Origin of the sequence: Dryocola sharpae, assembly GCF_051307055.1 — a bacterium.
GTDB lineage: Bacteria > Pseudomonadota > Gammaproteobacteria > Enterobacterales > Enterobacteriaceae > Dryocola.
On record NZ_CP149994.1, the window covers coordinates 729,928 to 752,645 of the forward strand.

The 22,718-nt window shown below is 57.6% G+C and carries 18 protein-coding genes; 8 read left to right on the forward strand and 10 right to left on the reverse strand.

Features of this window, described 5'->3' with window-relative positions; genetic code table 11:
• Window positions 1–66 precede the first annotated feature (66 nt).
• Window positions 67–1,317: a polysaccharide deacetylase family protein gene (locus WLO31_RS03465; protein ID WP_435929121.1), complete on the forward strand. Its 1,251-nt coding sequence runs from the start codon at window positions 67–69 to the stop codon at window positions 1,315–1,317.
• A 45-nt stretch (window positions 1,318–1,362) separates the two neighbouring features.
• Here the strand turns inward: WLO31_RS03465 and panD are convergent, their stop codons facing one another.
• The 9 genes from panD to thpR form a co-directional block, all read right to left on the reverse strand.
• The gene (gene panD, locus WLO31_RS03470; RefSeq protein WP_435929122.1) at window positions 1,363–1,743 is read right to left on the reverse strand and encodes an aspartate 1-decarboxylase; all 381 of its coding nucleotides are present in this window, start codon (window positions 1,741–1,743) and stop codon (window positions 1,363–1,365) included.
• A gap of 92 nt (window positions 1,744–1,835) precedes the next feature.
• A complete protein-coding gene (gene panC / locus WLO31_RS03475; protein ID WP_435929123.1) occupies window positions 1,836–2,690 on the reverse strand; it encodes a pantoate--beta-alanine ligase in 855 nt (284 codons plus the stop codon).
• 13 nt (window positions 2,691–2,703) lie between these two features.
• Window positions 2,704–3,498 carry a 3-methyl-2-oxobutanoate hydroxymethyltransferase gene (gene panB, locus WLO31_RS03480; protein WP_435929124.1) on the reverse strand — a complete coding sequence of 265 codons (795 nt, stop codon included), beginning with the start codon at window positions 3,496–3,498 and terminating at the stop codon, window positions 2,704–2,706.
• Window positions 3,499–3,568: 70 nt separating this feature from the next.
• A complete protein-coding gene (gene folK / locus WLO31_RS03485; protein WP_435929125.1) occupies window positions 3,569–4,048 on the reverse strand; it encodes a 2-amino-4-hydroxy-6-hydroxymethyldihydropteridine diphosphokinase in 480 nt (159 codons plus the stop codon).
• On the reverse strand, window positions 4,045–5,442 hold the full coding sequence (gene pcnB / locus WLO31_RS03490; protein WP_435930498.1) for a polynucleotide adenylyltransferase PcnB: 1,398 nt from the start codon (window positions 5,440–5,442) through the stop codon (window positions 4,045–4,047). Before pcnB ends, folK begins: the two co-directional genes overlap by 4 nt.
• Before the next feature lie 56 nt (window positions 5,443–5,498).
• Window positions 5,499–6,395: a tRNA glutamyl-Q(34) synthetase GluQRS gene (gluQRS, locus tag WLO31_RS03495; RefSeq protein ID WP_435929126.1), complete on the reverse strand. Its 897-nt coding sequence runs from the start codon at window positions 6,393–6,395 to the stop codon at window positions 5,499–5,501.
• Window positions 6,396–6,465: 70 nt separating this feature from the next.
• Window positions 6,466–6,921: an RNA polymerase-binding protein DksA gene (gene dksA, locus WLO31_RS03500; protein WP_121266913.1), complete on the reverse strand. Its 456-nt coding sequence runs from the start codon at window positions 6,919–6,921 to the stop codon at window positions 6,466–6,468.
• 191 nt (window positions 6,922–7,112) lie between these two features.
• The gene (sfsA, locus tag WLO31_RS03505) at window positions 7,113–7,817 is read right to left on the reverse strand and encodes a DNA/RNA nuclease SfsA (protein WP_435929127.1); all 705 of its coding nucleotides are present in this window, start codon (window positions 7,815–7,817) and stop codon (window positions 7,113–7,115) included.
• The gene (gene thpR, locus WLO31_RS03510) at window positions 7,818–8,357 is read right to left on the reverse strand and encodes an RNA 2',3'-cyclic phosphodiesterase (RefSeq protein WP_435929128.1); all 540 of its coding nucleotides are present in this window, start codon (window positions 8,355–8,357) and stop codon (window positions 7,818–7,820) included. It lies immediately after the preceding gene.
• A 73-nt stretch (window positions 8,358–8,430) separates the two neighbouring features.
• On the opposite strand from thpR, the gene hrpB reads away from it, so the two are divergent.
• From hrpB to fhuB, 6 genes are all read left to right on the forward strand, one after another.
• The gene (gene hrpB / locus WLO31_RS03515; protein WP_435929129.1) at window positions 8,431–10,863 is read left to right on the forward strand and encodes an ATP-dependent helicase HrpB; all 2,433 of its coding nucleotides are present in this window, start codon (window positions 8,431–8,433) and stop codon (window positions 10,861–10,863) included.
• 79 nt (window positions 10,864–10,942) lie between these two features.
• Window positions 10,943–13,489, forward strand: a complete 2,547-nt coding sequence (mrcB, locus tag WLO31_RS03520) for a bifunctional glycosyl transferase/transpeptidase (protein ID WP_435929130.1) — start codon at window positions 10,943–10,945, stop codon at window positions 13,487–13,489.
• Between the two features lie 211 nt (window positions 13,490–13,700).
• Window positions 13,701–15,932, forward strand: coding sequence for a ferrichrome porin FhuA (gene fhuA, locus WLO31_RS03525; protein WP_435929131.1), 2,232 nt, complete (start codon window positions 13,701–13,703; stop codon window positions 15,930–15,932).
• Between the two features lie 127 nt (window positions 15,933–16,059).
• Window positions 16,060–16,857 (forward strand): Fe3+-hydroxamate ABC transporter ATP-binding protein FhuC, encoded by a 798-nt coding sequence (fhuC, locus tag WLO31_RS03530; RefSeq protein ID WP_435929132.1) that lies wholly within the window; start codon window positions 16,060–16,062, stop codon window positions 16,855–16,857.
• A gap of 8 nt (window positions 16,858–16,865) precedes the next feature.
• Window positions 16,866–17,756, forward strand: a complete 891-nt coding sequence (gene fhuD, locus WLO31_RS03535; protein ID WP_435930499.1) for a Fe(3+)-hydroxamate ABC transporter substrate-binding protein FhuD — start codon at window positions 16,866–16,868, stop codon at window positions 17,754–17,756.
• Window positions 17,753–19,738, forward strand: coding sequence for a Fe(3+)-hydroxamate ABC transporter permease FhuB (gene fhuB, locus WLO31_RS03540; protein ID WP_435929133.1), 1,986 nt, complete (start codon window positions 17,753–17,755; stop codon window positions 19,736–19,738). Before fhuD ends, fhuB begins: the two co-directional genes overlap by 4 nt.
• Window positions 19,739–19,821: 83 nt before the next feature.
• Here fhuB and hemL read toward each other — a convergent pair whose 3' ends face one another.
• Window positions 19,822–21,102, reverse strand: a complete 1,281-nt coding sequence (hemL, locus tag WLO31_RS03545) for a glutamate-1-semialdehyde 2,1-aminomutase (RefSeq protein ID WP_435929134.1) — start codon at window positions 21,100–21,102, stop codon at window positions 19,822–19,824.
• A 138-nt stretch (window positions 21,103–21,240) separates the two neighbouring features.
• Here hemL and clcA point away from each other — a divergent pair, with 138 nt between their 5' ends.
• Window positions 21,241–22,662 carry a H(+)/Cl(-) exchange transporter ClcA gene (gene clcA / locus WLO31_RS03550; RefSeq protein WP_435929135.1) on the forward strand — a complete coding sequence of 474 codons (1,422 nt, stop codon included), beginning with the start codon at window positions 21,241–21,243 and terminating at the stop codon, window positions 22,660–22,662.
• Window positions 22,663–22,718 lie beyond the last annotated feature (56 nt).

Sequence of the window (22,718 nt, forward strand, 5' to 3'; positions counted from 1 at the left end):
CGGCGGGCTTTTGTTAGAATAAGCGCTCCCTGCCGTAGTTATGCAAAAAGTGTCCTCAAATCCGTTATGTTAACTCGCCTTTTCTTCTGCCTGTTGATGCTCTCCTGCGTCGGTACGGCTAACGCCAGCCTGCTCAGCAGCCATGCAACCCCCGCGCAATATATGCAAACTACCGAAGATGCCGATATCTGGGCGCAGGTGGGGGACAAGGTCATCTCGGTTGGCACAGTCCAGGAAGGACAGATCCTCGCGGTGGTGCCGACGGCCGCGGACTACTACGAATTCAGATTCGGTTTCGGCACCGGCTTCATCGATAAAACGCATCTCGGGCCGGTCGCAGGCAGGCAGCGCGTTGAAGATCGCCTGGGGGATTTAAACAAGCCGCTCAGCAATCAAAATCTTGTCACCTTTCGCGATGTGCAAATCTATAACGCCCCGAGCACCGGCAGCGCGCCTTTCGGCACGCTTGCAGAGAATCTTCGTTACCCGGTTATAGCCCGCCTGAAAGATCACCTCAACCAGACCTGGTTTCAAATCCGCATCGGCAACCGTCTGGGCTATATAAGCAGCCTGGATGCGCAGCAGGATAACGGCATACCCGTGCTGACTTACCATCACATCCTGCGCGATGAAGAAAACACCCGCTTCCGCCATACCTCAACAACCACTTCCGTGGTGGCCTTCAGCAACCAGATGACCTGGCTGCGTGATATGGGCTACACCACGCTGACTATGTACCAGCTCGAAGGCTACGTGCGTAATCGCATGAATTTGCCAGCGCGTTCGGTCGCCATTACCTTTGATGACGGGCTAAAATCGGTTTATCGCTACGCTTACCCGATCCTTAAAGAGTACGGCTTCAAAGCGACCTCGTTTATCATCTCGTCACGCATTAAGCGCCACCCGCAGCAGTGGAATCCGAAGGCATTGCAGTTTATGAGCGTGCAGGAACTGCAGGCCAGCCAGGACGTTTTTGACGTGCAGTCACACACGCATTTTCTGCATCGGGTCGACGGTTATCGCCATCCAATCCTCTTAAGTCGCAGCTACCACAACGTGCTGTTTGATTTTGAACATTCCAGACGCGCGCTGGCGCAGTTCAATCCGCACGTGCTTTATCTGTCTTATCCATTCGGCGGCTATGACGACAAGGCGGTAAAGGCGGCGAACGACGCGGGTTTCCATATGGCGGTGACGACGGTGAGAGGCAAGGTGAAGCCGGGAGATAATCCGTTCCTGCTAAAGCGGCTTTATATATTGCGTACGGATTCGCTGGGGACGATGTCGCGGTTGATTTCTAATCAGCCTGCATCTTAAGGTAAAAAAAGACCCGCTTAAGGCAGGTCTTTTTTGCTGAGCATCTTAAGCTACCTGCACCGGCACGGCTTTTGCCAGGCGCTTCATCTCATTGTCGCCGTCGAAATAGGCGACTTTGGGCTGCCATGTGCGGGCCTGCTCGTCCGGCATCGTCACGTAGCTTGCGATAATCAGAATGTCGCCCACGTTCGCACAGTGCGCGGCCGCACCGTTGACGGAGATGATTTTAGAGCCGCGCTCGCCGGCGATGGCGTAAGTGGAAAAACGCTTGCCGTTGGTCACGTTGTAAATATCGATGGCTTCATATTCCAGAATGCCTGCCGCCTCGAGGAAGTCCTGATCGATGGCGCAGGAGCCTTCATAGTGCAAGTCCGCCTGGGTCACTTTCACGCGGTGTAACTTGCCTTGCAGCATAGTGCGAATCATAAATTAAACCTTTGTTGCTGGGCTTAAACAGAACCTTTTTTAAAGGTTCGATGAATATATTGGCGCAGTATTGCCCGTTTTTCAGGGGCTGTCTACTGCGCTAAATCAACCTGAATATTATCAATCAGACGCGCCTGGCCAAGCCATGCGGCCATCAGGATCACCGCGCGTTTACTCTCCGGCGTCAGCTCCAGCAGCGTGTCCGCATCGCGAATTTGCAGGTCGTCAGAACGGAAGCCCTGTTCGTTCAGCTCGGTTGCCGCGATAGCCAATATCTCCTGGGTATCACGCTCGCCCGCGCGCAGTTTATCGGCCAGCGAATTCATAACTCTGGACAGGCCCGGGGCGATTTTGCGCTGCTCGGCGCTCAGGTAGCCGTTGCGGGAGCTCAGCGCCAGGCCGTCTTTCGCGCGCACCGTTGGCACGCCGACGATCTCGATGTCGTAGCCCATATCGGCAACCATTTTGCGGATCAGCGCCAGCTGCTGATAATCCTTCTCGCCAAAGCAGGCGACATCAGGCTGAACCAGGTTAAAGAGTTTGCTGACGATAGTAGATACGCCGCGGAAATGACCCGGACGGCTCGCCCCTTCGAGAATGGTGGAGATGCCCGGCACATCGACGAAGGTCTGAGTATCCATGCCCTGCGGGTAGACGTCTGACGGGGCAGGGGCGAACACCAGATCGACTTTACGGCGATTCAGCTTTTCACAGTCTTCCTGCAAAGTGCGCGGGTAGCGCGCCAGATCTTCCGGGCGGTCGAACTGCATTGGATTGACAAAAATGCTCACCACCACGACATCGGCCACGGCTTTCGCCTCTTCAACCAGCGTCATGTGCCCGTCGTGCAGATTGCCCATGGTCGGCACCAGCGCGATGCGTTTGCCTTCCTGGCGCCAGCGGCGAATGTGCAGGCGGAGCTGCGGTAACGTTTCGATAATCAACACAACTTTTCTCCTGTCAGTGGAAACTGTGCTCTTCGCCCGGATAGGTACCGGACTCGACTTCAGCGGCATACTGGCGGACGGCTGCACGCATGTCGCCAGTTTCAGCCAGGAAGTTTTTCGCAAATTTCGGAATGTGGCCGCCGGTAATGCCGAAGGCGTCGTGCATAACCAGAATCTGGCCGTCGGTGACGTTGCCGGCGCCGATGCCGATCACCGGGATGGTCAGCGCTTCGGTAATACGTTTAGCAAGCGTAACCGGCACGCATTCCAGCACTAACAGCTGAATGCCCGCCGCTTCGAGCGCTACGGCATCGTCAAACAGCGTTTGTGCGGCCGCTTCATCACGCCCCTGGATTTTATAGCCTCCGAAGATATTCACCGACTGCGGCGTCAGGCCCAGGTGGCCGCAAACGGGCACGGCGCGCTCGGTAAGCATGCTGACGGTTTCAGCCAGCCAGCGTCCGCCTTCAATTTTCACCATGTTGGCTCCGGCGCGCATCACTTCCGCCGAGCTGGCGAAAGCCTGCTCTGGCGTGGCGTAAGCCATAAACGGAAGGTCTGCAAGCAGCAGGCAATGCGGCGCGCCGCGGCGAACGGCGCGCGTATGATAAGCGATATCTTCTACGGTTACCGGCAGCGTGGAGTCGTGCCCCTGAACGGTCATCCCTAATGAATCGCCGACCAGCATCACGCCTATACCTTCTTCGGCAAAAAGTTTGGCGAAGCTGAAGTCATACGCGGTGATAGTGGCGAATTTACGTTGAGCCTGTTTCCATTGGCGCAACTGAGACATTGTGGTTGGTTTCATGGCAATCCCTGGTTTGGAATAGAGAGGGAGAGTAATCGATTGCTACTTTAACAAAGGAAAAGATTCGGTGTTACCAGTAAGTAATGCCCGCGCGGGAAAGCTTTTCGAGCACATCGGAGACGCGCTGGCCGTCCGGGAAGGTGCAGTCGGGTGCAATTTCTGCCAGCGGGACCAGCATAAACGCCCGGTTTTTCATATCGTAATGAGGCACGGTCAGACGCGGCGTGGAGAGGGTTAAATCGCCGAACAGCATAATGTCGAGGTCCAGCGTGCGCGGTCCCCAGCGTTCAGCTTTGCGCACGCGGCCCTGCTCAAGTTCGATACGCTGAGTATGGTCGAGCAGCGCTTGTGGAGAGAGTTTTGTTTCCAGCGCCACTGCGGCATTCAGGTAATCTGGCTGATTCTGCGGGCCGAGCGGCGGCGTGCGATAAAAGGAAGATGTGGCGACCACCCGGCTTTGCGGAATGGCCGCGATGGCGTTAAGCGCTGAGGCAACCTGCTCCAGCGGCGACGCCTGATTGCTGCCCAGCGCGATATACGCCAGCGTCATGCAGCGCCACCGCTGCGCGGCGCACGCTTGCGCGGACGACGATGGCGGCGACGCGCTGCGGGTTCATCACCCAGATCGTTGAGCATATCTTTCTGGGCCGGCGGCGCGGCGACCTGGAACTCGCCCCACCATTTGGTCAGACGCTGCAGCTCCTGGTTATTTTCCACTTCCGCACGCAAGGCCAGAAGATCGTACGCGGCACGGAATTTAGGATGCTCCATCAGCTTCCAGGCGCGTTTGCCCTGGCGGCGCGACAGACGCAGCTGCAGGCTCCAGATATCGCGCACAAGGGTCGTAATGCGTTTTGGGATCGCCAGCGCGCGGCAGGCCTCGTCCAGCACTTCGTTCATCGCCAGGGCGAACGCGTCCATATAGGCAAGGCCGCTTTCCTGGGTAAGTTTCTGCGCCATCTCAAGCTGCGGATACCAGAACATGGCGGAGAAGAGGAAGGCCGGATTAACGCGCATATCGTTCTGAATGCGGTTATCGGTGTTCTTCAGCACTTGGGCAACCATGTGCTCCATCGGGCTGTCGCCCTGCTCGGTAAAGTAACGGGTGATAATCGGGAACAGCGGCTGGAACAGCTGATATTCACGCAGCAGTTCATAGGTTGCATAGCCGTGCCCAGCCTGCAACAGCTTGAGCGACTCCTCGAACAGGCGCGCAGGCGGCACGTCGTTAATTAACGTGGCAAGGCGCGGAATAGGTTCGCCGGTTTCCGGGCTGATGGTCATATTCAGCTTGGCGGCAAAGCGTACCGCACGCAGCATACGCACCGGGTCTTCGCGATAGCGCGTTTCCGGATCGCCAATCAGACGAATCACGCCGTTGCGTAAATCGCGCAGGCCGCCAACGTAATCGCGAACGGAGAAATCCGCCACGCTGTAATAGAGGCTGTTAATCGTGAAGTCGCGGCGCTGGGCATCTTCTTCGATAGAGCCGAAGATATTATCGCGCAGCAGCATCCCGTTTTGACCGGTTTGTGAGGTCTGGCGATCGGCTTTTTGCTCTTCGTGGTGACCGCGGAAGGTAGCGACTTCGATGATTTCCGGCCCGAACATCACGTGGGCCAGACGGAAGCGACGGCCAACCAGGCGGCAGTTGCGGAACAGTTTACGCACCTGATCCGGCGTGGCGCTGGTTGTCACGTCAAAGTCTTTCGGCTTTTTGCCCAGCAGAAGGTCGCGAACGCCGCCGCCAACAAGGTATGCCTCGTAGCCCGCTTTGTTCAGTCGATAGAGCACCTTGAGGGCATTTTCACTGATATCTTTGCGGGAGATAGCGTGCTGGTCACGCGGAATGACCGTGATTTGCGGGAGATCTTCGCTCTCCTGCGCCACAACATCATCGCGGTTAAGCACCTTGCGGCAAAAATTAGCGACTCGGGTAAAAATAGTCCACCTCGGCAGTGTCAATCATAGGGACAAAAAAAACAGCGGCTAATCATAGCTCAGTGCGGGGCATTTGAGAATGACGTATTCATGGATGCATTTAATGGAACGCGGGCAAGCGCCCATTTTTCCACCGCTTCGCTTAGCAGAGCCTCAAGGGTGAGATCCTGCCAGGGGGAAATAACCGGCTGGTTTAAGAAGGTTAAAGCGGCAGCCAGCACCGGGCGCGGATCGCCCTGCGGCAGGGCGGGCGCGTGGTTTTGCTTGGATAATTTATTGCCCTGCGCGTTTAGGGCTAAAGGCAGATGAACATAATCCGGCACCCGAAAGCCAAGCTGCTGATAAAGCGAAATTTGCCTTACGGTCGGTTCGATTAAATCGGCGCCGCGCACGATCTCGGTCACGCCCTGGTAATTATCATCGACCACCACGGCCAGGTTATAGGCAAACAGCCCGTCGCGACGGTGGATAATAAAATCTTCCCGCGCAAGGTTTTCGTCGGCAATCAGCTCGCCGCGCAGCCGATCCTTAAAGCTCAATACCGGATGCCGCTGCACCAGGCGCATCGCCGCGTTTTCTGGCCCATGGTTTAACGTCCGGCAGTGGCCGTCGTAAAAACCGCCGGTCTGCTGAATGCGGCTGCGGGTACAGGTGCAGTAATAGCTTAAATTTTGTTGGCGAAGCCAGGCCAGCGCCTCGCGGTAGGCTTCATGGCGCTGAGACTGCCACAGTGCCTCGCCATCCCAGCGCAGCCCGTAATGGTCAAGCTGGCGCAAAATTGTCTGCGCGGCGCCGGGCATTTCACGGGGAGGATCGATATCTTCGATGCGGACCAGCCACCGGCCCCGATTCGCACGCGCCTGCAGATAGCTGCCAAGGGCGGCGATCAGCGAGCCGAAATGGAGTTCGCCCGAAGGCGAGGGGGCAAAGCGCCCGATATAGTGAGGTGCTGTCATCTGTCGAAGGCCGCAAATGAATAAGGCGGGAGAGCCCCCGCCTTTGAAAAGTGGTGAAATTGCGGGCCGTTTAGCCGGCCATCTGTTTTTCGCGAATTTCTGCCAACGTTTTGCAGTCGATACACAAATCAGCCGTCGGACGAGCTTCAAGGCGACGAATACCAATTTCAACGCCGCAGGATTCGCAGTAGCCGAAATCTTCGTCTTCTACTTTCTTGAGCGTCTTCTCGATCTTCTTGATCAGTTTACGTTCGCGATCGCGGTTGCGCAGTTCCAGGCTGAACTCCTCTTCCTGGGCGGCACGGTCTACCGGGTCCGGGAAGTTAGCAGCTTCATCCTGCATGTGCGTGACGGTACGATCAACTTCATCCATAAGTTGGTTACGCCAGGCTTCAAGTATACGCCTGAAGTGCGACAGCTGGGCTTCGTTCATGTATTCTTCGCCCGCTTTCTCCTGGTATGGCTCCACCCCAGCGATGGCGAGGATACTCAGGGACGATGTTTTACGCTTTTGCCCTTCTTGCATGTTGCTTCTCCTTAACACGCACTATCGGTCCCCTGTCGGGGGAAAATCAGGCCGCTATAAATAGCAGATGCTTTTCAGGATGGCAATTATATAAATTCCTCTCTTGACAACCCTGTGAAGAAAAGCGTATTTACGCGAGCGGCCGGAACACAAAACATACAATACGTTAACTGCTCTTTATAAATGAAACGTTATAAACAGACAGGCAACGGCGAAGTTAGAGTAAGCCCGCCGGCAGAAAGTTCTGCCCGCCAGGCAATTATTTCTACCCCGCATTCCTGCGCCTCGCACAAAAGTTGCGCATATTTTGCATCGATGTGGCGTGCCGGGGAGACGCTAGCGATAGCGGAGTGTAACACCGCAAACAGCAGCACCGCGCGCTCTCCATGCATGACCACGCTCATCAATTCCCGCAGATGCTTCTGCCCGCGAAGGCTGACGGCATCCGGGAAAAAGCCGCTTCCCTGTGCGGATAACGTGACTGATTTCACTTCAATATAGCAGTTAACTTTGTTATCCGCCTGCAGCATAAAGTCGATACGGCTGCGTTCCGCGCCGTACTTCACTTCGCTGAGGATTTTTGTGTAACCGCTTAATTCCGGAAGCAGATTTTCCCTTAGCGCTTCCTTAACAACGTTATTTGCCTGCAGCGTATTCACACAGATGAAGTCGCCGTTTTGCGTCTGCGTTAATTCCCACGTATGGGCGTATTTACGCTTTAAATTTGCTGAGGTTGAATACCAGACGGTATCGCCAGGCGTTGCGCATCCGGTCATAGCACCGGTGTTAGGGCAGTGAAGCGTCAGCAATTCGCCCGTCGGGGTGATGACATCCGCCAGGAAGCGTTTGTAGCGTTTAATGAGCGTGGCGGGCTGTAGCGCCGGGGTAAATTGCATCTACTCTTCCTTATTACGTAATGGCCAGCGCTCCAGCGGCCGGTAGCGGGTGCGTCCCTGGAAGAAAGCGGACTCGTAAAGCACAAACTCTTCAACGTTGAACTGCCAGCGAAAGTTGGGCTGTGGGATGGCGACGGACTGGATCACGTTGCGATAGAGCGTCACATGCGGATGGTACGGTTGCGGGCTCTGATAGCAGCCGTTCCGCGCCGCCTGGGCGCGCAGCATATTGGCGAGCTGGATCAGGCCGAGCGACGCATGGCGCGGGCCGAGCCAGACAACCCGTGAACGGACCCAAAGCCCCGCATCATCCAGCGTCAGCGTAAAAGCGGGCTGCTGAATACGTCCGGCAAGCTGGCAGAGCGCTTTTTGCTTTTCGGCGCTCACGTCGCCCAGAAAGGCGAGCGTCAGATGCAGGTTTGCCGCCGCGACGGGCCGTCCGGCACCTGCGGGGAAATTTTCGGCGCGCCAGTGAACAATCTGCTGCTGCACCCCGGCGGGCATATCGAGGGCAAAGAACAGTCGGCGAGTGTCGGCCATAGTTGTCTCTCGGTTAAGGTTTTGCGGGATGCTACAATGCGCGACTGCGTATGTTAACTCTTTGGAGCTGTTTGTGTCGTCATTACCGGTCGCTGCGGTGTTACCCGATGTTCTTCACGCGCTTAAACATTCGCCGCAAGCGCTGCTCAACGCGCCTACCGGCGCGGGAAAATCCACCTGGCTGCCGCTGCAGATTCTTAAATCCGGCGTGATAAACGGGCGCATTCTGCTGCTGGAGCCGCGTCGTCTTGCGGCGCGTAACGTCGCGCAGCGGCTGGCAGAATTGCTCGGTGAGAAAACCGGCGAAACCGTGGGCTACCGCATGCGCGCCGAAACCTGCGTCGGGCCCGCTACCCGGCTTGAGGTGGTGACCGAAGGGATCCTGACCCGCATGATCCAGCAGGATCCCGAACTTAACGGCATTGGGCTTGTGATCCTCGATGAATTTCATGAGCGCAGCCTGCAGGCCGATCTCGCTTTAGCGCTGCTGCTCGATGTACAGCAGGGGCTGCGTGACGATCTTAAACTGCTGATCATGTCGGCCACGCTTGATAACCAGCGCCTGCAAAAATGCCTGCCTGATGCGCCGGTTATCAGCTCCGAAGGCCGAGCTTATCCGGTTGAGCGCCGCTACAGCCCGCTTGCTGCGCATCAGCGTTTCGACGAAGCCGTCGCCGTTGCCGTGGCAAATTTGCTGCGCGAAGAAGCAGGCTCGCTGCTGGTGTTCCTGCCGGGCGTGGGGGAGATTCAGCGCGTGCAGACACAGCTTCAGGAACGCGTCGCGAGCGATGTGCAGCTTTGTCCTTTATACGGCGCCCTGTCGCTCAGCGAGCAGCGCAAAGCCATTCTTCCGGCAGCGTCCGGCACACGTAAAGTGGTGCTGGCGACCAACATCGCCGAGACGAGCCTGACGATTGAAGGCATCCGGCTGGTCGTTGACTGCGCGCTTGAACGCGTAGCGCGTTTTGACGTGCGCTCCGGGCTGACGCGGCTGGTCACGCAGCGCGTCAGCCAGGCTTCCATGACCCAGCGCGCCGGGCGGGCCGGGCGACTTGAGCCGGGTATTTGCCTGCATCTCACCAGCGCTGAGCAGGCTGAACGTGCGGCCGCGCAGAGCGAACCAGAAATTCTGCAAAGCGATCTTTCCGGCCTGTGGCTTGAGCTTTTACAGTGGGGTTGTCAGGATCCGAAGCAGCTGACCTGGCTGGATGCGCCGCCAGCGGCTACGCTTCACGCGGCGCAACAGCTTCTGCGGCAGCTTAACGCGCTGGATGAGCAAAATCGCCTGACGCCTGCGGGGCAAAAAATGGCGCAGCTCGGCACCGATCCGCGTTTTGCCGCTATGCTGGTTGCGGCCAGCACGCCTGATGAGCAGGCGACGGCTGCGCGCCTTATCGCCATCCTCGAAGAACCGCCGCGTGGGCAGGAGAGCGATCTGCGCAATGCGTTTGGCCACCGTCAGGAAAACTGGCAGCAGCGCGCAAACCAGCTGCTTAAACGTCTGAACAGCCGGGGCGGGCAGGCCGATCCCGAGCTGGCAGGCCCGCTGCTTGCGCAGGCGTTTGCCGATCGCATCGCCCGCAGGCGCGGGCAGGACGGGCGCTACCAGCTGGCGAACGGCATAGGCGCAATGGTAAATCAGGACGATGCGCTGACCCGCCATGAATGGCTGCTAGCCCCGCTGCTGTTGCAGGGCAGCCAGACGCCGGATGCGCGCATGCTTCAGGCGCTGCCGCTGGATATCGACGCGTTGGTGGCAAGCGTGCCCGGGCTGCTGGCCCAAAGCGATTCCGTCGAATGGGACGACGCGCAGGGAACGCTGAAAGCGTTTCGCCGCAAGCAGATTGGTCAACTGGTAGTAAAGGTCCAGCCGCTGGCAAAACCTTCTGAAGATGAACTGCACCAGGCGATGCTAAACGGTATTCGCGACCGTGGGCTGGGCGTGCTGAACTGGTCTGCCCGGGCGCAGCAGTTACGCGTTCGCCTGGCATGTGCGGCAAAATGGCTGCCTGAACATAACTGGCCGGATGTGAGCGACGACGCGCTGCTGCGGGAGCTGGATAGCTGGCTGCTGCCGGAAATGGCCGGCGTACACTCGCTGCGCGCGCTGAAAAATATCGATATCAGCCGGGCGTTACAGAATCTGCTGACGTGGAGCATGCGCCAACGTCTGGATACTGCGCTGCCAACTCATTACACTGTGCCGACCGGAAGCCAGATTGCTATCCGCTACGACGAAGAGAATCCACCCGTGCTTGCGGTGCGCATGCAGGAGATGTTTGGTGAAGCGCAGACCCCGGTGATTGCCGAAGGACGCGTGCCGTTAGTGCTTGAGCTGCTCTCTCCCGCGCAGCGTCCGTTACAGATTACGCGCGATTTAACCGCGTTCTGGAACGGGACGTACCGGGAGGTGCAAAAAGAGATGAAGGGACGTTACCCGAAGCATGTCTGGCCGGACTCGCCGGCAACGGCGCAGCCGACGCGGCGTACCAAAAAGTATCAGTGACTTTGAGAGATTTCTTCTTCCGTCATCGGCGGAAGAAAGGAGAATCAGGCCGTGCGCCTCATTTTTGGTGGAGAAAGCAATGGCGGGGAATGACCGCGAACCTATTGGACGTAAAGGAAAACCTAAACGTCCCACACAAGCGAAGGTAAGCCGTCGTCGGCTCAGGGAAGAAGAGTATGACGACGATTACGCCGATGACTACGATGACGAGGAACCGATGCCGCCACGTAAAGGGAAAGGGGGCGGTAACGGCCGTCCGCCGCGCAAAAAACGCCGCTGGCTATGGATCTTAGTGAAGCTGTTTGTCGTCTTTGTGGTGCTGTTTGTGATTTACGGCGTCTACCTGGACCAGCAGATCCGCAGCCGCATCGACGGCAAAGTCTGGCAGCTTCCGGCGGCGGTGTATGGCCGCATGGTGAACCTTGAGCCAGACATGCCGTACAGCAAAAAAGAGATGGTTAATCTGCTGGAGGCCACGCAGTATCGCCAGGTCACGCGCATGACGCGTCCGGGCGAGTTTACCGTGCAGGCCCACAGCATCGAGATGATTCGTCGCCCGTTTGACTTTCCGGACAGCAAGGAAGGGCAGATCCGCGCCCGCCTGGTGTTTGACGGCGATCGTCTGGAGTCGATCCAGAACATGGACAATAACCGCAGCTTCGGTTTCTTCCGCCTGGATCCACGCCTGATAACCATGCTGTCATCGCCGAACGGCGAGCAGCGTCTGTTTGTGCCGCGCACGGGCTTCCCGGATCTGCTGGTCGACACGCTTATCGCCACCGAAGATCGTCATTTCTATGAGCATGACGGTATCAGCCTCTACTCCATTGGTCGCGCAATGCTGGCGAACCTGACGGCAGGGCGCACGGTGCAGGGCGCGAGTACGCTGACCCAGCAGTTAGTGAAAAACCTGTTCCTCACCAGTAAAAGAACCTACTGGCGTAAGGCGAACGAAGCGTACATGGCGCTGATCATGGACGCCCGCTACGGCAAAGATCGCATTCTTGAGCTGTACCTGAACGAGGTCTATCTCGGCCAGAGCGGTGATAATGAAATCCGCGGCTTCCCGCTGGCGAGCCTGTACTACTTTGGCCGTCCGGTAGAGGAGCTGAGCCTCGATCAGCAGGCGCTGCTGGTGGGCATGGTGAAAGGGGCGTCGATCTACAACCCGTGGCGCAACCCGAAACTGGCCCTGGAGCGCCGCAACCTGGTGCTGCGCCTGCTGCAGGAGCAGAAGGTTATCGATCAGGAGCTGTACGATATGCTGAGCGCCCGTCCTCTTGGCGTGCAGCCGCGCGGCGGGGTAATTACACCGCAGCCTGCGTTCATGCAGATGGTGCGTAACGAGCTGCAGGCGAAGCTGGGCGATAAGGTAAAAGATCTCTCCGGCGTGAAGATCTTCACCACCTTCGACTCGGTTTCGCAGGATGCGGCGGAAAAGGCGGTTAGCGAAGGCGTACCGGTACTGCGCGCCTCACGCAAACTGAAAGATCTTGAGGCGGCAATGGTGATTGTCGATCGCTATACCGGCGAAGTGCGCGCAATGGTCGGCGGGGCGGAAACCCAGTTTGCAGGTTTCAACCGTGCGATGCAGGCGCGTCGTTCAATCGGTTCACTGGCGAAGCCTGCGACCTATCTGACGGCGTTAAGCCAGCCGGACACCTATCGCCTGAATACCTGGATTGCGGATGCGCCGATCTCCCTGCGTCAGCCGAACGGCCAGGTCTGGTCACCGCAGAACGACGATCGTCGCTTTAGCGGCCAGGTCATGCTGGTGGATGCGCTAACCCGCTCCATGAACGTGCCAACCGTAAACCTGGGGATGGCGCTTGGCCTGCCGGCCGTGACGGAAACCTGGACAAAACTGGGCGTGCCGAGAGATCAGCTTCATCCGGTGCCGGCGATGATTCTGGGCGCGCTGAACCTGACGCCGATTCAGGTCGCGCAGGCGTTCCAGACTATCGCCAGCGGCGGTAACCGCGCCACGCTTTCTGCGCTGCGTTCGGTAATTGCAGAAGATGGCACCGTGCTGTATCAGAGCTACCCACAGGCGGAGCAGGCTGTGCCTGCGCAGGCGGCGTACATGACGCTCTATACCATGCAGCAGGTAGTGAACCGTGGTACAGGGCGTGCGCTGGGCGGCAAATACCCTAACCTGCATCTGGCCGGTAAAACGGGCACCACCAACAACAACGTGGATACCTGGTTTGCGGGCATTGACGGTAAAGAAGTGACCATCACCTGGGTTGGCCGTGATAACAACCAGCCGACTAAGCTGTACGGCGCGAGTGGTGCGATGGCCCTTTATCAGCGTTATCTGGCCAACCAGACGCCAATTCCGCTGACGTTAACGGCTCCGGAAGATATCGTCGATATGGGGATTGATGACGCGGGCAACTTCCAGTGCGCAGGCGGTGCGACTCGTACTCTGCCTGTCTGGACAACCAACCCGGATGCGCTGTGCCAGCAAAGCCTGCAGCAACAGCAGATGAATAATCCGTTCGATCAATCGTCCGGCGAGTCTCAACAGCCTCAGCCGCAGCAACAGCAGCAGCAACAGCCTCAGCAGCAGGAGAAGAGCGATGGCGTTGCAGGCTGGATTAAGGACATGTTCGGCAGTAACTAATCTGCGCTGTTGGTTACACAAAGCCCCCGGATGTAGCGGGGGTTTTTCTTTTATGTTAATCCCTGAAAGTCCCTCTGGTTAATTATCATTCCTTTAGCCCATAAGGGGCGCGATCCGCTTGCTATGCGCTTTCCGTTTCGTCTAAAATCCTGCGGGCATAATAATAATTATCGTTTACGTTATCATTCATCATTCCATCAGAGAATCCACTATGGCGCGTTCATATAAAGGTCTGCCAGCCACCATCCCTCTTTGCAAACTTGCTCTGTTTGTTGCCGCCGCCGTGAGTGGCGTTAGCGGTACGGTATTCGCAGCTGACGGCACCAGCACTAAAGAAGAGACTATTACCGTTTCTGCCGCAGCTCCTCAGGAAAGCGCGTGGGGACCGGCGCCGACGATTGCGGCTAAACGGACTGCCACCGCAACCAAAACTGATACGCCGATTGAAAAGACGCCTCAGTCGATTTCTGTCGTGACCAATGAAGAGATGCAGATGCATCAATTCCAGTCGGTAAAGGAAGCATTAGGTTATACGCCAGGCGTAACGGTAAGCAGCCGCGGTGCCTCAAACACGTATGATTTCGTGGTGATCCGTGGTTTCTCTTCTGTTGGCCTGAACCAGAATAACTATCTGGATGGCTTGAAAATGCAGGGCGATTTTTACAACGACGCTGTCATTGACCCCTACATGCTGGAGCGCGTAGAACTGATGCGTGGCCCGACCTCCGTGCTGTACGGTAAAAGCAGTCCTGGCGGCATCGTTTCTATGGTCAGTAAACGCCCAACGACAGAACCTTTGCATGAAATACAGTTCAAGATGGGCACAGACAGCCTGTTCCAGACTGGTTTCGACTTTAGTGACGCACTGGACGATGATGGCGTTTACTCATACCGTCTGACTGGTGTTGCTCGTTCAGGCAATGAGCAACAGGATAATGCGAAGTCGCAACGTTATGCCATTGCTCCTTCTTTCTCATGGCGTCCGGATGATAAGACTAATTTCACCTTCTTATCTTATTTCCAGAATGAGCCTGAAACTGGCTATTACGGCTGGTTACCAAAAGAAGGCACGGTTGAGCCGTTGCCAAACGGCGATCATCTGCCGACCAGTTACAACGAAGGCGCGACGAACAACACCTATTCACGTAACCAGAAAATGGTCGGTTATAGCTTCGAACATGGCTTTAACGACACCTTTACCGTGCGTCAGAATCTGCGTTTCTCTGAGATGAAAGTTGCTCAACAGAGCGCTTACGGTACCGGGTTATGTAACAACAGCATGAATTCGTTCAACGCTTACTGTCAGGCAATGACACCGGAGCAGCAGGCTCATTATTTAGGCCGTGGAACCGTAGTTGACCACGAACGCCTGCAAAACTTTAGCGTTGACACCCAACTGCAAAGCAAATTCGCAACAGGAGAAGTCGATCATACCCTGTTAACTGGCATCGATTACTCGCGTATGCGTAATGATATTAGCGCGTTATTCGGTAATGCTCCGGCGCTTGATTTGAACAACCTGACATCCATGGATGCCGTTGATTTTGGTGATGCAGTGCCTTACCAGATGAACGAAAGCAAGCAAACAGGTGTATATGCGCAGGATCAGGCTGAATGGAACAAATGGGTTCTGACGCTTGGTGGGCGCTACGACTGGTCTAAACAAGCGACAACCGTTCGTGCTGATAATGGCTATATCGATCGTAACGATCGCCAGTTTACTTGGCGTGGTGGGCTTAACTATCTGTTTGATAATGGTATCTCGCCATACATTAGCTATAGCCAGTCTTTCGAACCTAACGCATTTAGCCTGTACAGCACACCACGTGTTGCCTATGCGCCTTCTAAAGGCGAGCAGTACGAAGCTGGCGTGAAATATGTGCCGAAAGATCTGCCGGTGGTTATTACAGGTGCGGTTTATCAGCTGACCAAATCCGATACGCTGATGGCAGATCCCGCTAACGCCCTCAACCAAGTACCGGCCGGTGAGGTTCGCGCCCGTGGCGTTGAGCTGGAAGCGAAAGCGGCCCTCAATGCCAATATCAACGTTACCGCCTCCTATACCTATACCGATGCGGAATACACCAAAGACACCACGCTGAAAGGCAACACGCCAGAACAGGTGCCAGAGCACATGGCTTCCCTGTGGGGTGATTACACCTTTAATGAAGGTGCGCTGAGCGGTCTGACTCTGGGTACCGGCGGTCGTTTCATTGGTAAAAGCTACGGCGATCCGGCGAACTCCTTCGAAGTGGGCAGCGCTGCTGTGATGGATGCCGTGGTCAAGTATGACCTGGGTCGTTTCGGTCTGAATGGCTCAAGCATTGCGGTGAACGTTAACAATCTGCTCGATCGTGAATACGTTGCCAGCTGCTTCCAGACTTATGGTTGCTTCTGGGGCGCAGAACGGCAGGTGGTTGCCACCGCGACTTTCCGCTTCTGACCGCATGAGAAAATCAGTTTATTGATTTTCGGCTGTTAACCACAAAGAAGGGAAAACCACGCTTTTTCCTTCTTTGTCAGCAAATTTCGGGCACGGTTCGCCGTGCCCTTCAACAAGTTGGGCTACCATGCACGACAAACGCTCCCATCCAGACACTACCTTTAGCCTCACTGACGTCACCTTCCGCGTGCCCGGCCGTACGTTACTCCATCCGCTGTCGTTCACCTTTCCGGTCGGCAAAGTCACCGGCCTGATTGGGCACAATGGCTCGGGGAAATCCACGCTGCTGAAAATGCTTGGTCGGCATCAGAAGCCAACGGAGGGCGAGATTCGCTTAAACGAGCAGCCGCTCGAAAGCTGGAGCAGTAAGGCGTTTGCCCGTCAGGTTGCGTATTTACCGCAGCAGCTGCCGGCTGCCGAAGGGATGACGGTACGCGAGCTGGTAGCCATTGGCCGTTATCCGTGGCACGGCGCGTTGGGGCGTTTTGGCGTGGCGGACAGGGAGCGGGTGGAGGACGCCATTACGCAAGTTGGGCTGAAGCCTTTTGCCCATCGTCTGGTGGACAGCCTTTCCGGCGGCGAGCGTCAACGCGTATGGATTGCCATGCTGGTGGCGCAGGACAGCCGCTGCCTGCTGCTGGATGAACCCACTTCCGCGCTGGATATCGCCCATCAGGTTGACGTGCTGGCGTTAATCCGTCGCCTGAGCCAGCAGCGCGGCTTAACGGTGATTGCCGTTCTGCACGATATCAATATGGCCGCTCGTTATTGCGATCGTCTGGTCGCCCTGCGCGGCGGGGAAATGATTGCGCAGGGCAGCCCGGCGGAGATAATGCAAAGCGAAACGCTGGAGCATATCTACGGCATTCCGATGGGCATTCTGCAGCATCCTGAGGGTGCTGCGCCGGTGAGCTTTGTTTACTGATGTCTGAGCTGATTAACCCATCAATTAGCCGTCGCCAGCTTGTGACGGCGCTGGCGTTATCGCCACTCTTATTCAGGATGGGTAGCGCTCGCGCGGCATCCATCGATCCTCATCGTATCGTCGCCCTCGAATGGCTGCCCGCCGAGCTGATGCTTGCGCTTGGCGTCACGCCGATGGCGGTAGCCGATATGAACAACTATCGCGCCTGGGTAGGCGAGCCTGCATTGCCGGCAGGCGTCATCGACGTTGGCCTGCGCACCGAGCCCAATCTGGAACTGCTTACGCAGCTTAAACCTTCGCTGATTCTCTATTCTGCCGGTTACGGACCTTCGCCCGAGAAAATGACCCGCATCGCGCCAGGGCTCGGTTTTAACTTTAACGATGGCTCGGGCAAACCGCTGACCGTGGCACGCCATTCGCTGATCGAGCTGGGTGAAAAGCTGGGCATGCAGCAGGCGGCAACAGATCATCTGGCCCATTTCGATCGATTCATTGCGGAGATGAAACCGCGCTTTGCGCAGCGAGGCGATCGTCCGGTATTGCTGATGACCCTGCTCGATCCGCGCCATGCGTTAATCGTCGGGCAAAACAGCCTGTTTCAGGAAGTCATGGATCTGCTGGGCGTGAAAAATGCCTGGCACGGCGAAACCAATTTCTGGGGCTCGGCGATTGTCGGGCTTGAACGGCTTGCGGCGATTAAAAACGCGGATGTGATTTGTTTTGATCACAACAACGACGCCGAAATGGAAAAAGTGATGGCGACGCCGTTATGGAAAGCAATGCCGTTTGTCCGCCAGCACCGTTTCCAGCGCGTGCCGGCCGTGTGGTTATACGGCGCGACGCTTTCCGCCATGAACTTCGCTAAAATGCTGGCAAAGGCCGTAGGGAGCGCTGCGTGAGACGTCTTCATGTTCTGTTTCCTGCCGCGCTGCTGTCGCTGCTGTTTGTCGTCGCCTGCGCGCTGACGCTGCACAATCTGAACGCGCAGCTACCTTCGGCGCAGTGGGCTAAAGCCTGGTGGCGGCCCAATATCGACGATATCAATCAGATGCTGTTTCACTATAGCCTGCTGCCACGGCTGGCGATTTCGCTGCTGGTTGGCGCGGGGCTGGGGCTGGTCGGCGTGTTATTCCAGCAGGTGCTGCGAAATCCGCTGGCAGAGCCAACCACGCTGGGCGTAGCGAGCGGCGCTCAGCTGGGCGTGACCGTCGCGACATTATGGGCGCTTCCGGGCGGCTTTGAGACTCAACAGTTTGCTGCGTTGATCGGCGCGGGCGTAGTTGGCCTGCTGGTATTTGGCGTAGCCTGGGGCAAGCGGCTGTCGCCGGTGACGCTTATCCTGGCAGGCCTGGTGCTCAGCCTGTACTGCGGCGCCGTAAACCAGCTGCTGGCCATCTTCCATCACGACCAGCTGCAGAATATGTTCCTGTGGAGCACGGGCGCGCTGAACCAGCAGGACTGGAGTATCGTCAACGGCCTGTGGCCGCGTCTGGTCGGCGGATTATTGCTAACTTTGCTGCTGCTGCGCCCGCTGACGCTGATGGGCCTCGACGATGGCGTTGCGCGCAACCTTGGCCTGGCGCTCTCTCTGGTACGCCTTGCGACATTAATTCTCGCCATCGCCCTCAGCGCGCTGCTGGTAAACGCGGTGGGTATTATCGGCTTTATCGGCCTGTTTGCACCTTTGCTGGCGAAAATGCTGGGCGCTCGTCGTCTGGTGACTCGTCTGTTTCTCGCGCCGTTGATTGGCGCGCTGATCCTCTGGCTTTCGGACCAGGCCGTTATCTGGCTGACAGGCGCATGGCGTGAAATCTCGACCGGCACAGTCACTGCGTTAATCGGCGCGCCGTTGCTGCTGTGGCTGCTGCCTCGCCTGCGCACCGTGGGCACGCCTGCCATGAACGCGGGCGATAGCGTGCCTGCCGAACGGCAGCATCCTGGCTGGTGGGCGCTGGCTGCAGGCGGCCTGCTGGCGCTGGTGATTGTTACCGCCCTGACGCTGGGACGCGATGCGCACGGCTGGAACTGGGTCACCGGAGAAATGTTCCATGACCTGCTGCCGTGGCGCTGGCCGCGCATGCTGGCAGCGCTTACCGCCGGGATGATGCTGGCCGTAGCGGGCTGCGTGATTCAGCGTCTGACGGGTAACGCGATGGCGAGCCCGGAAGTGCTGGGGATCAGTTCCGGCGCCGCATTCGGCGTGGTGATCATGCTGTTTATCGTGCCGGGCGACGCCTTCGGCTGGCTGTTCCCGGCGGGGAGCCTGGGCGCGGCGGCTACTCTGCTGGTGATTATGGTGGCGGCAGGGCGCGGGGGCTTTTCCCCGCAGCGCATGCTGCTGGCGGGGATGGCGCTCAGCACCGCCTTTACCATGCTGCTGATGCTTCTGATGGCAAGCGGCGATCCGCGCATGGCGGGCATTCTCACCTGGATTTCCGGCTCAACCTATAGCGTGACGGGCGAGCAGGCGGTGAAAACGCTGGTTCTGATGGTCGTGCTGTTTGCGCTGACGCCGCTGTGCCGCCGCTGGCTGACGATTCTGCCGCTGGGCGGCGCAACCGCGCGTGCGGTAGGCATGGCGCTTACGCCTTCACGATTCGGGCTGTTATTGCTGGCCGCCGCCCTGACCGCAGCCGCGACGCTTACCGTCGGGCCGCTGAGTTTTGTCGGGCTGATGGCTCCGCATATCGCGCGCATGCTCGGCTTCCGCCGCGCGATGCCGCAGTTAATCATGGCTGCGCTGCTGGGCGGGGCGCTGATGGTGGCTGCGGACTGGTGCGGAAGGATGCTGCTGTTCCCGGATCAGGTGCCTGCCGGGCTGCTGGCGACCTTTATCGGCGCGCCTTATTTCGTCTATTTGCTGCGTAAGCAGAGCCGCTAGTTGTGGCGGATGGCGCTTAGCCGGCCTGCGTTTCTGAAGGTAGGGTGGATAAGCGCAAGCGCCATCCACCGCTACGCTCAAAATTAAAGCTTCGCAAATACCCGGCGCGCAGCGTCGATGGTTTTCTGAATATCTTCCTTCGAGTGCGCAACGGACATAAAGCCCGCTTCAAACGCCGACGGCGCCAGGTACACGCCCTCTTCCAGCATCAGGTGGAAGAACTTCTTAAAGCGCTCGACGTCGCACGCCATCACGTCTTTATAGTTGGTGACGGTTGGCGCATCGGTAAAGAACAGGCCGAACATGCCGCCAACGTTGTTGACGACCAGCGGAATATTTTCCTCCTTCGCCGCCCGCAGCAGGCCATCGGCCAGCATTTCCGTCAGTTCCGTTAACGTCTGGTGAATACCCGGCTGGGAAACCGCTGTCAGGCAGGCATAGCCCGCGGCCATGGCGATGGGGTTGCCGGAAAGCGTACCCGCCTGGTAAACCGGCCCGGTCGGTGCCAGCGCGTCCATGATTTCACGACGGCCGCCGAACGCGCCCACTGGCATACCGCCGCCGATGATTTTGCCAAGGCAGGTCAGATCCGGCTCAACGTCGTAATAAGACTGCGCGCCGGCAAGCGCCACGCGGAAGCCGGTCATTACTTCGTCGATGATCAGCAGGGCGCCAAACTCATCGCACAGCGCGCGCAGGCCCGGCAGGAAGTCATCCTCTGGTGGGATGCAGTTCATGTTGCCCGCGACCGGCTCAACGATGATGCACGCCACGTCCTGCGGATACAGCTCAAAGGCTTCGCGTACTGAGGCGAGATCGTTATAGGTGCAGGTCAGGGTATGTTTTGCGAAGTCCGCAGGCACGCCCGGCGAGTTCGGCTGGCCCAGCGTCAGCGCGCCGGAACCGGCTTTTACCAGCAGGCAGTCGGCGTGGCCGTGATAGCAGCCTTCGAATTTAATGATTTTGTCGCGGCCGGTGAAGCCGCGCGCCAGGCGGATGGCGCTCATGGTGGCTTCCGTTCCCGAGTTCACCATACGGACCATATCCATCGTCGGAACCAGCTCAGTGACCAGCTCCGCCATTTTTACTTCCATTTCGGTTGGCGCGCCAAAGCTCAGGCCGCGCTCCACCGCTTCAATAACCGCGTTACGGATAGCCGGGTGGTTATGGCCGAGGATCATCGGGCCCCACGACCCCACGTAATCGATATAGGCTTTGCCGTCGACATCAAACAGGTAAGCCCCGTCCGCGCGTTCAACAAACAGCGGTACGCCGCCGACGCCGGTGAAAGCACGTACCGGCGAGTTCACCCCGCCTGGGATGACTTCGCGGGCGGCAGCGTACAGATTTTGTGACTTACTCATGAAACGGCTCCTGGTGCTTGGAAAGAGTGGCAACGAACTATTCTAAGGGAAACGTCCGGTGTTATGAAAGTTTTGCCCTCAGGGAAGGAGCAGGTAGAATGCCTGTTCGATTTGTATTACTTATAAATGATTATAAACATGAATCCCTCCCATCCTTCTTATGAAGCACAGCAGGCCATACGATTGCGCAGGGGCGACATGGTGCGCCGCCTGATGCGCCGGGACAAAACGCCGGTGGCGATTCTGTTTATGGCGGCTATCGTCGGGACGCTGGCCGGGCTGGTTGGCGTTGCTTTCGAAAAGTCCGTTATCTGGGTGCAGCAAAACCGCCTGGCGATGCTGGCGCACGTGGCGGATTATTCCCTCATCGTCTGGCCGCTGGCCTTTATCAGCTCGGTGCTGTTAGCGATGGTCGGCTACTATCTGGTGCGCCGTTTTGCGCCGGAAGCGGGCGGGTCCGGCATACCCGAGATTGAAGGCGCGCTGGAGGAACTACGGCCGGTGCGCTGGTGGCGGGTGATCCCGGTGAAATTTATCGGCGGCATGGGCACGCTTGGCGCGGGAATGGTGCTGGGCCGCGAAGGCCCAACGGTGCAGCTGGGCGGTAACATCGGTCGCATGGTGCTGGATATTTTTCGCCTGCGTGGGGCGGAAGCTCGCCATTCTTTACTGGCAACGGGCGCCGCTGCCGGGCTCTCTGCGGCGTTTAACGCGCCGCTTGCGGGCATTTTGTTCATCATCGAAGAGATGCGCCCGCAGTTTCGCTATAACCTGATTTCGATTAAAGCGGTTTTTATCGGCGTGATTATGTCGAGCGTGGTTTTCCGTATTTTTAACGGCGAAAACGCGGTAATCGCCGTGGGCAAACTTTCTAATGCTCCCGTTAATACGCTTTGGCTGTATCTGGTGTTAGGCATGGTATTCGGTGTGGTAGGCGTGCTGTTCAACTCGCTGGTGTTCTGGACGCAGGATATGTTTCAGCGTATTCACGGCGGTGAGATTAAAAAATGGGTGCTGATCGGCGGCCTGTTAGGCGGCATTAGCGGCGTATTAGGGCTTATCCAGCCGGCAGCGGCGGGCGGCGGCTTTAACCTGATCCCGATTGCCGCCGCGGGGAATTATACCGTCGGCATGCTGCTGTTTATTTTTATCGCGCGCATTATTACCACGCTTTTATGCTTTTCTTCAGGCGCGCCGGGGGGGATTTTTGCGCCTATGCTGGCGCTGGGCACGTTGCTTGGCACGGCATTCGGCATGGCGTGCGCCGCCTGGTTCCCGGCTTATCATCTTGATATGGGGACTTTTGCTATCGCCGGAATGGGCGCGTTGTTTGCCGCATCGGTGCGGGCGCCGCTCACAGGTATCGTGCTGGTTCTGGAAATGACTGACAATTATCAGCTCATTTTGCCAATGATTATTACCTGCCTTGGCGCGACGCTGTTGGCACAATTTCTCGGCGGTAAACCGCTGTACTCCTCGATACTGGCGCGGACGCTTGCTAAGCAGGAAGCCGAAAAGCAGGCGAAGGCTCCGCCGACCCCGGTCGGGGAGAATACTTGAACGATTTACTCGGGTATTAGATAATGGCCCTAAAGATCGGGTTAATCTTTGCCCGA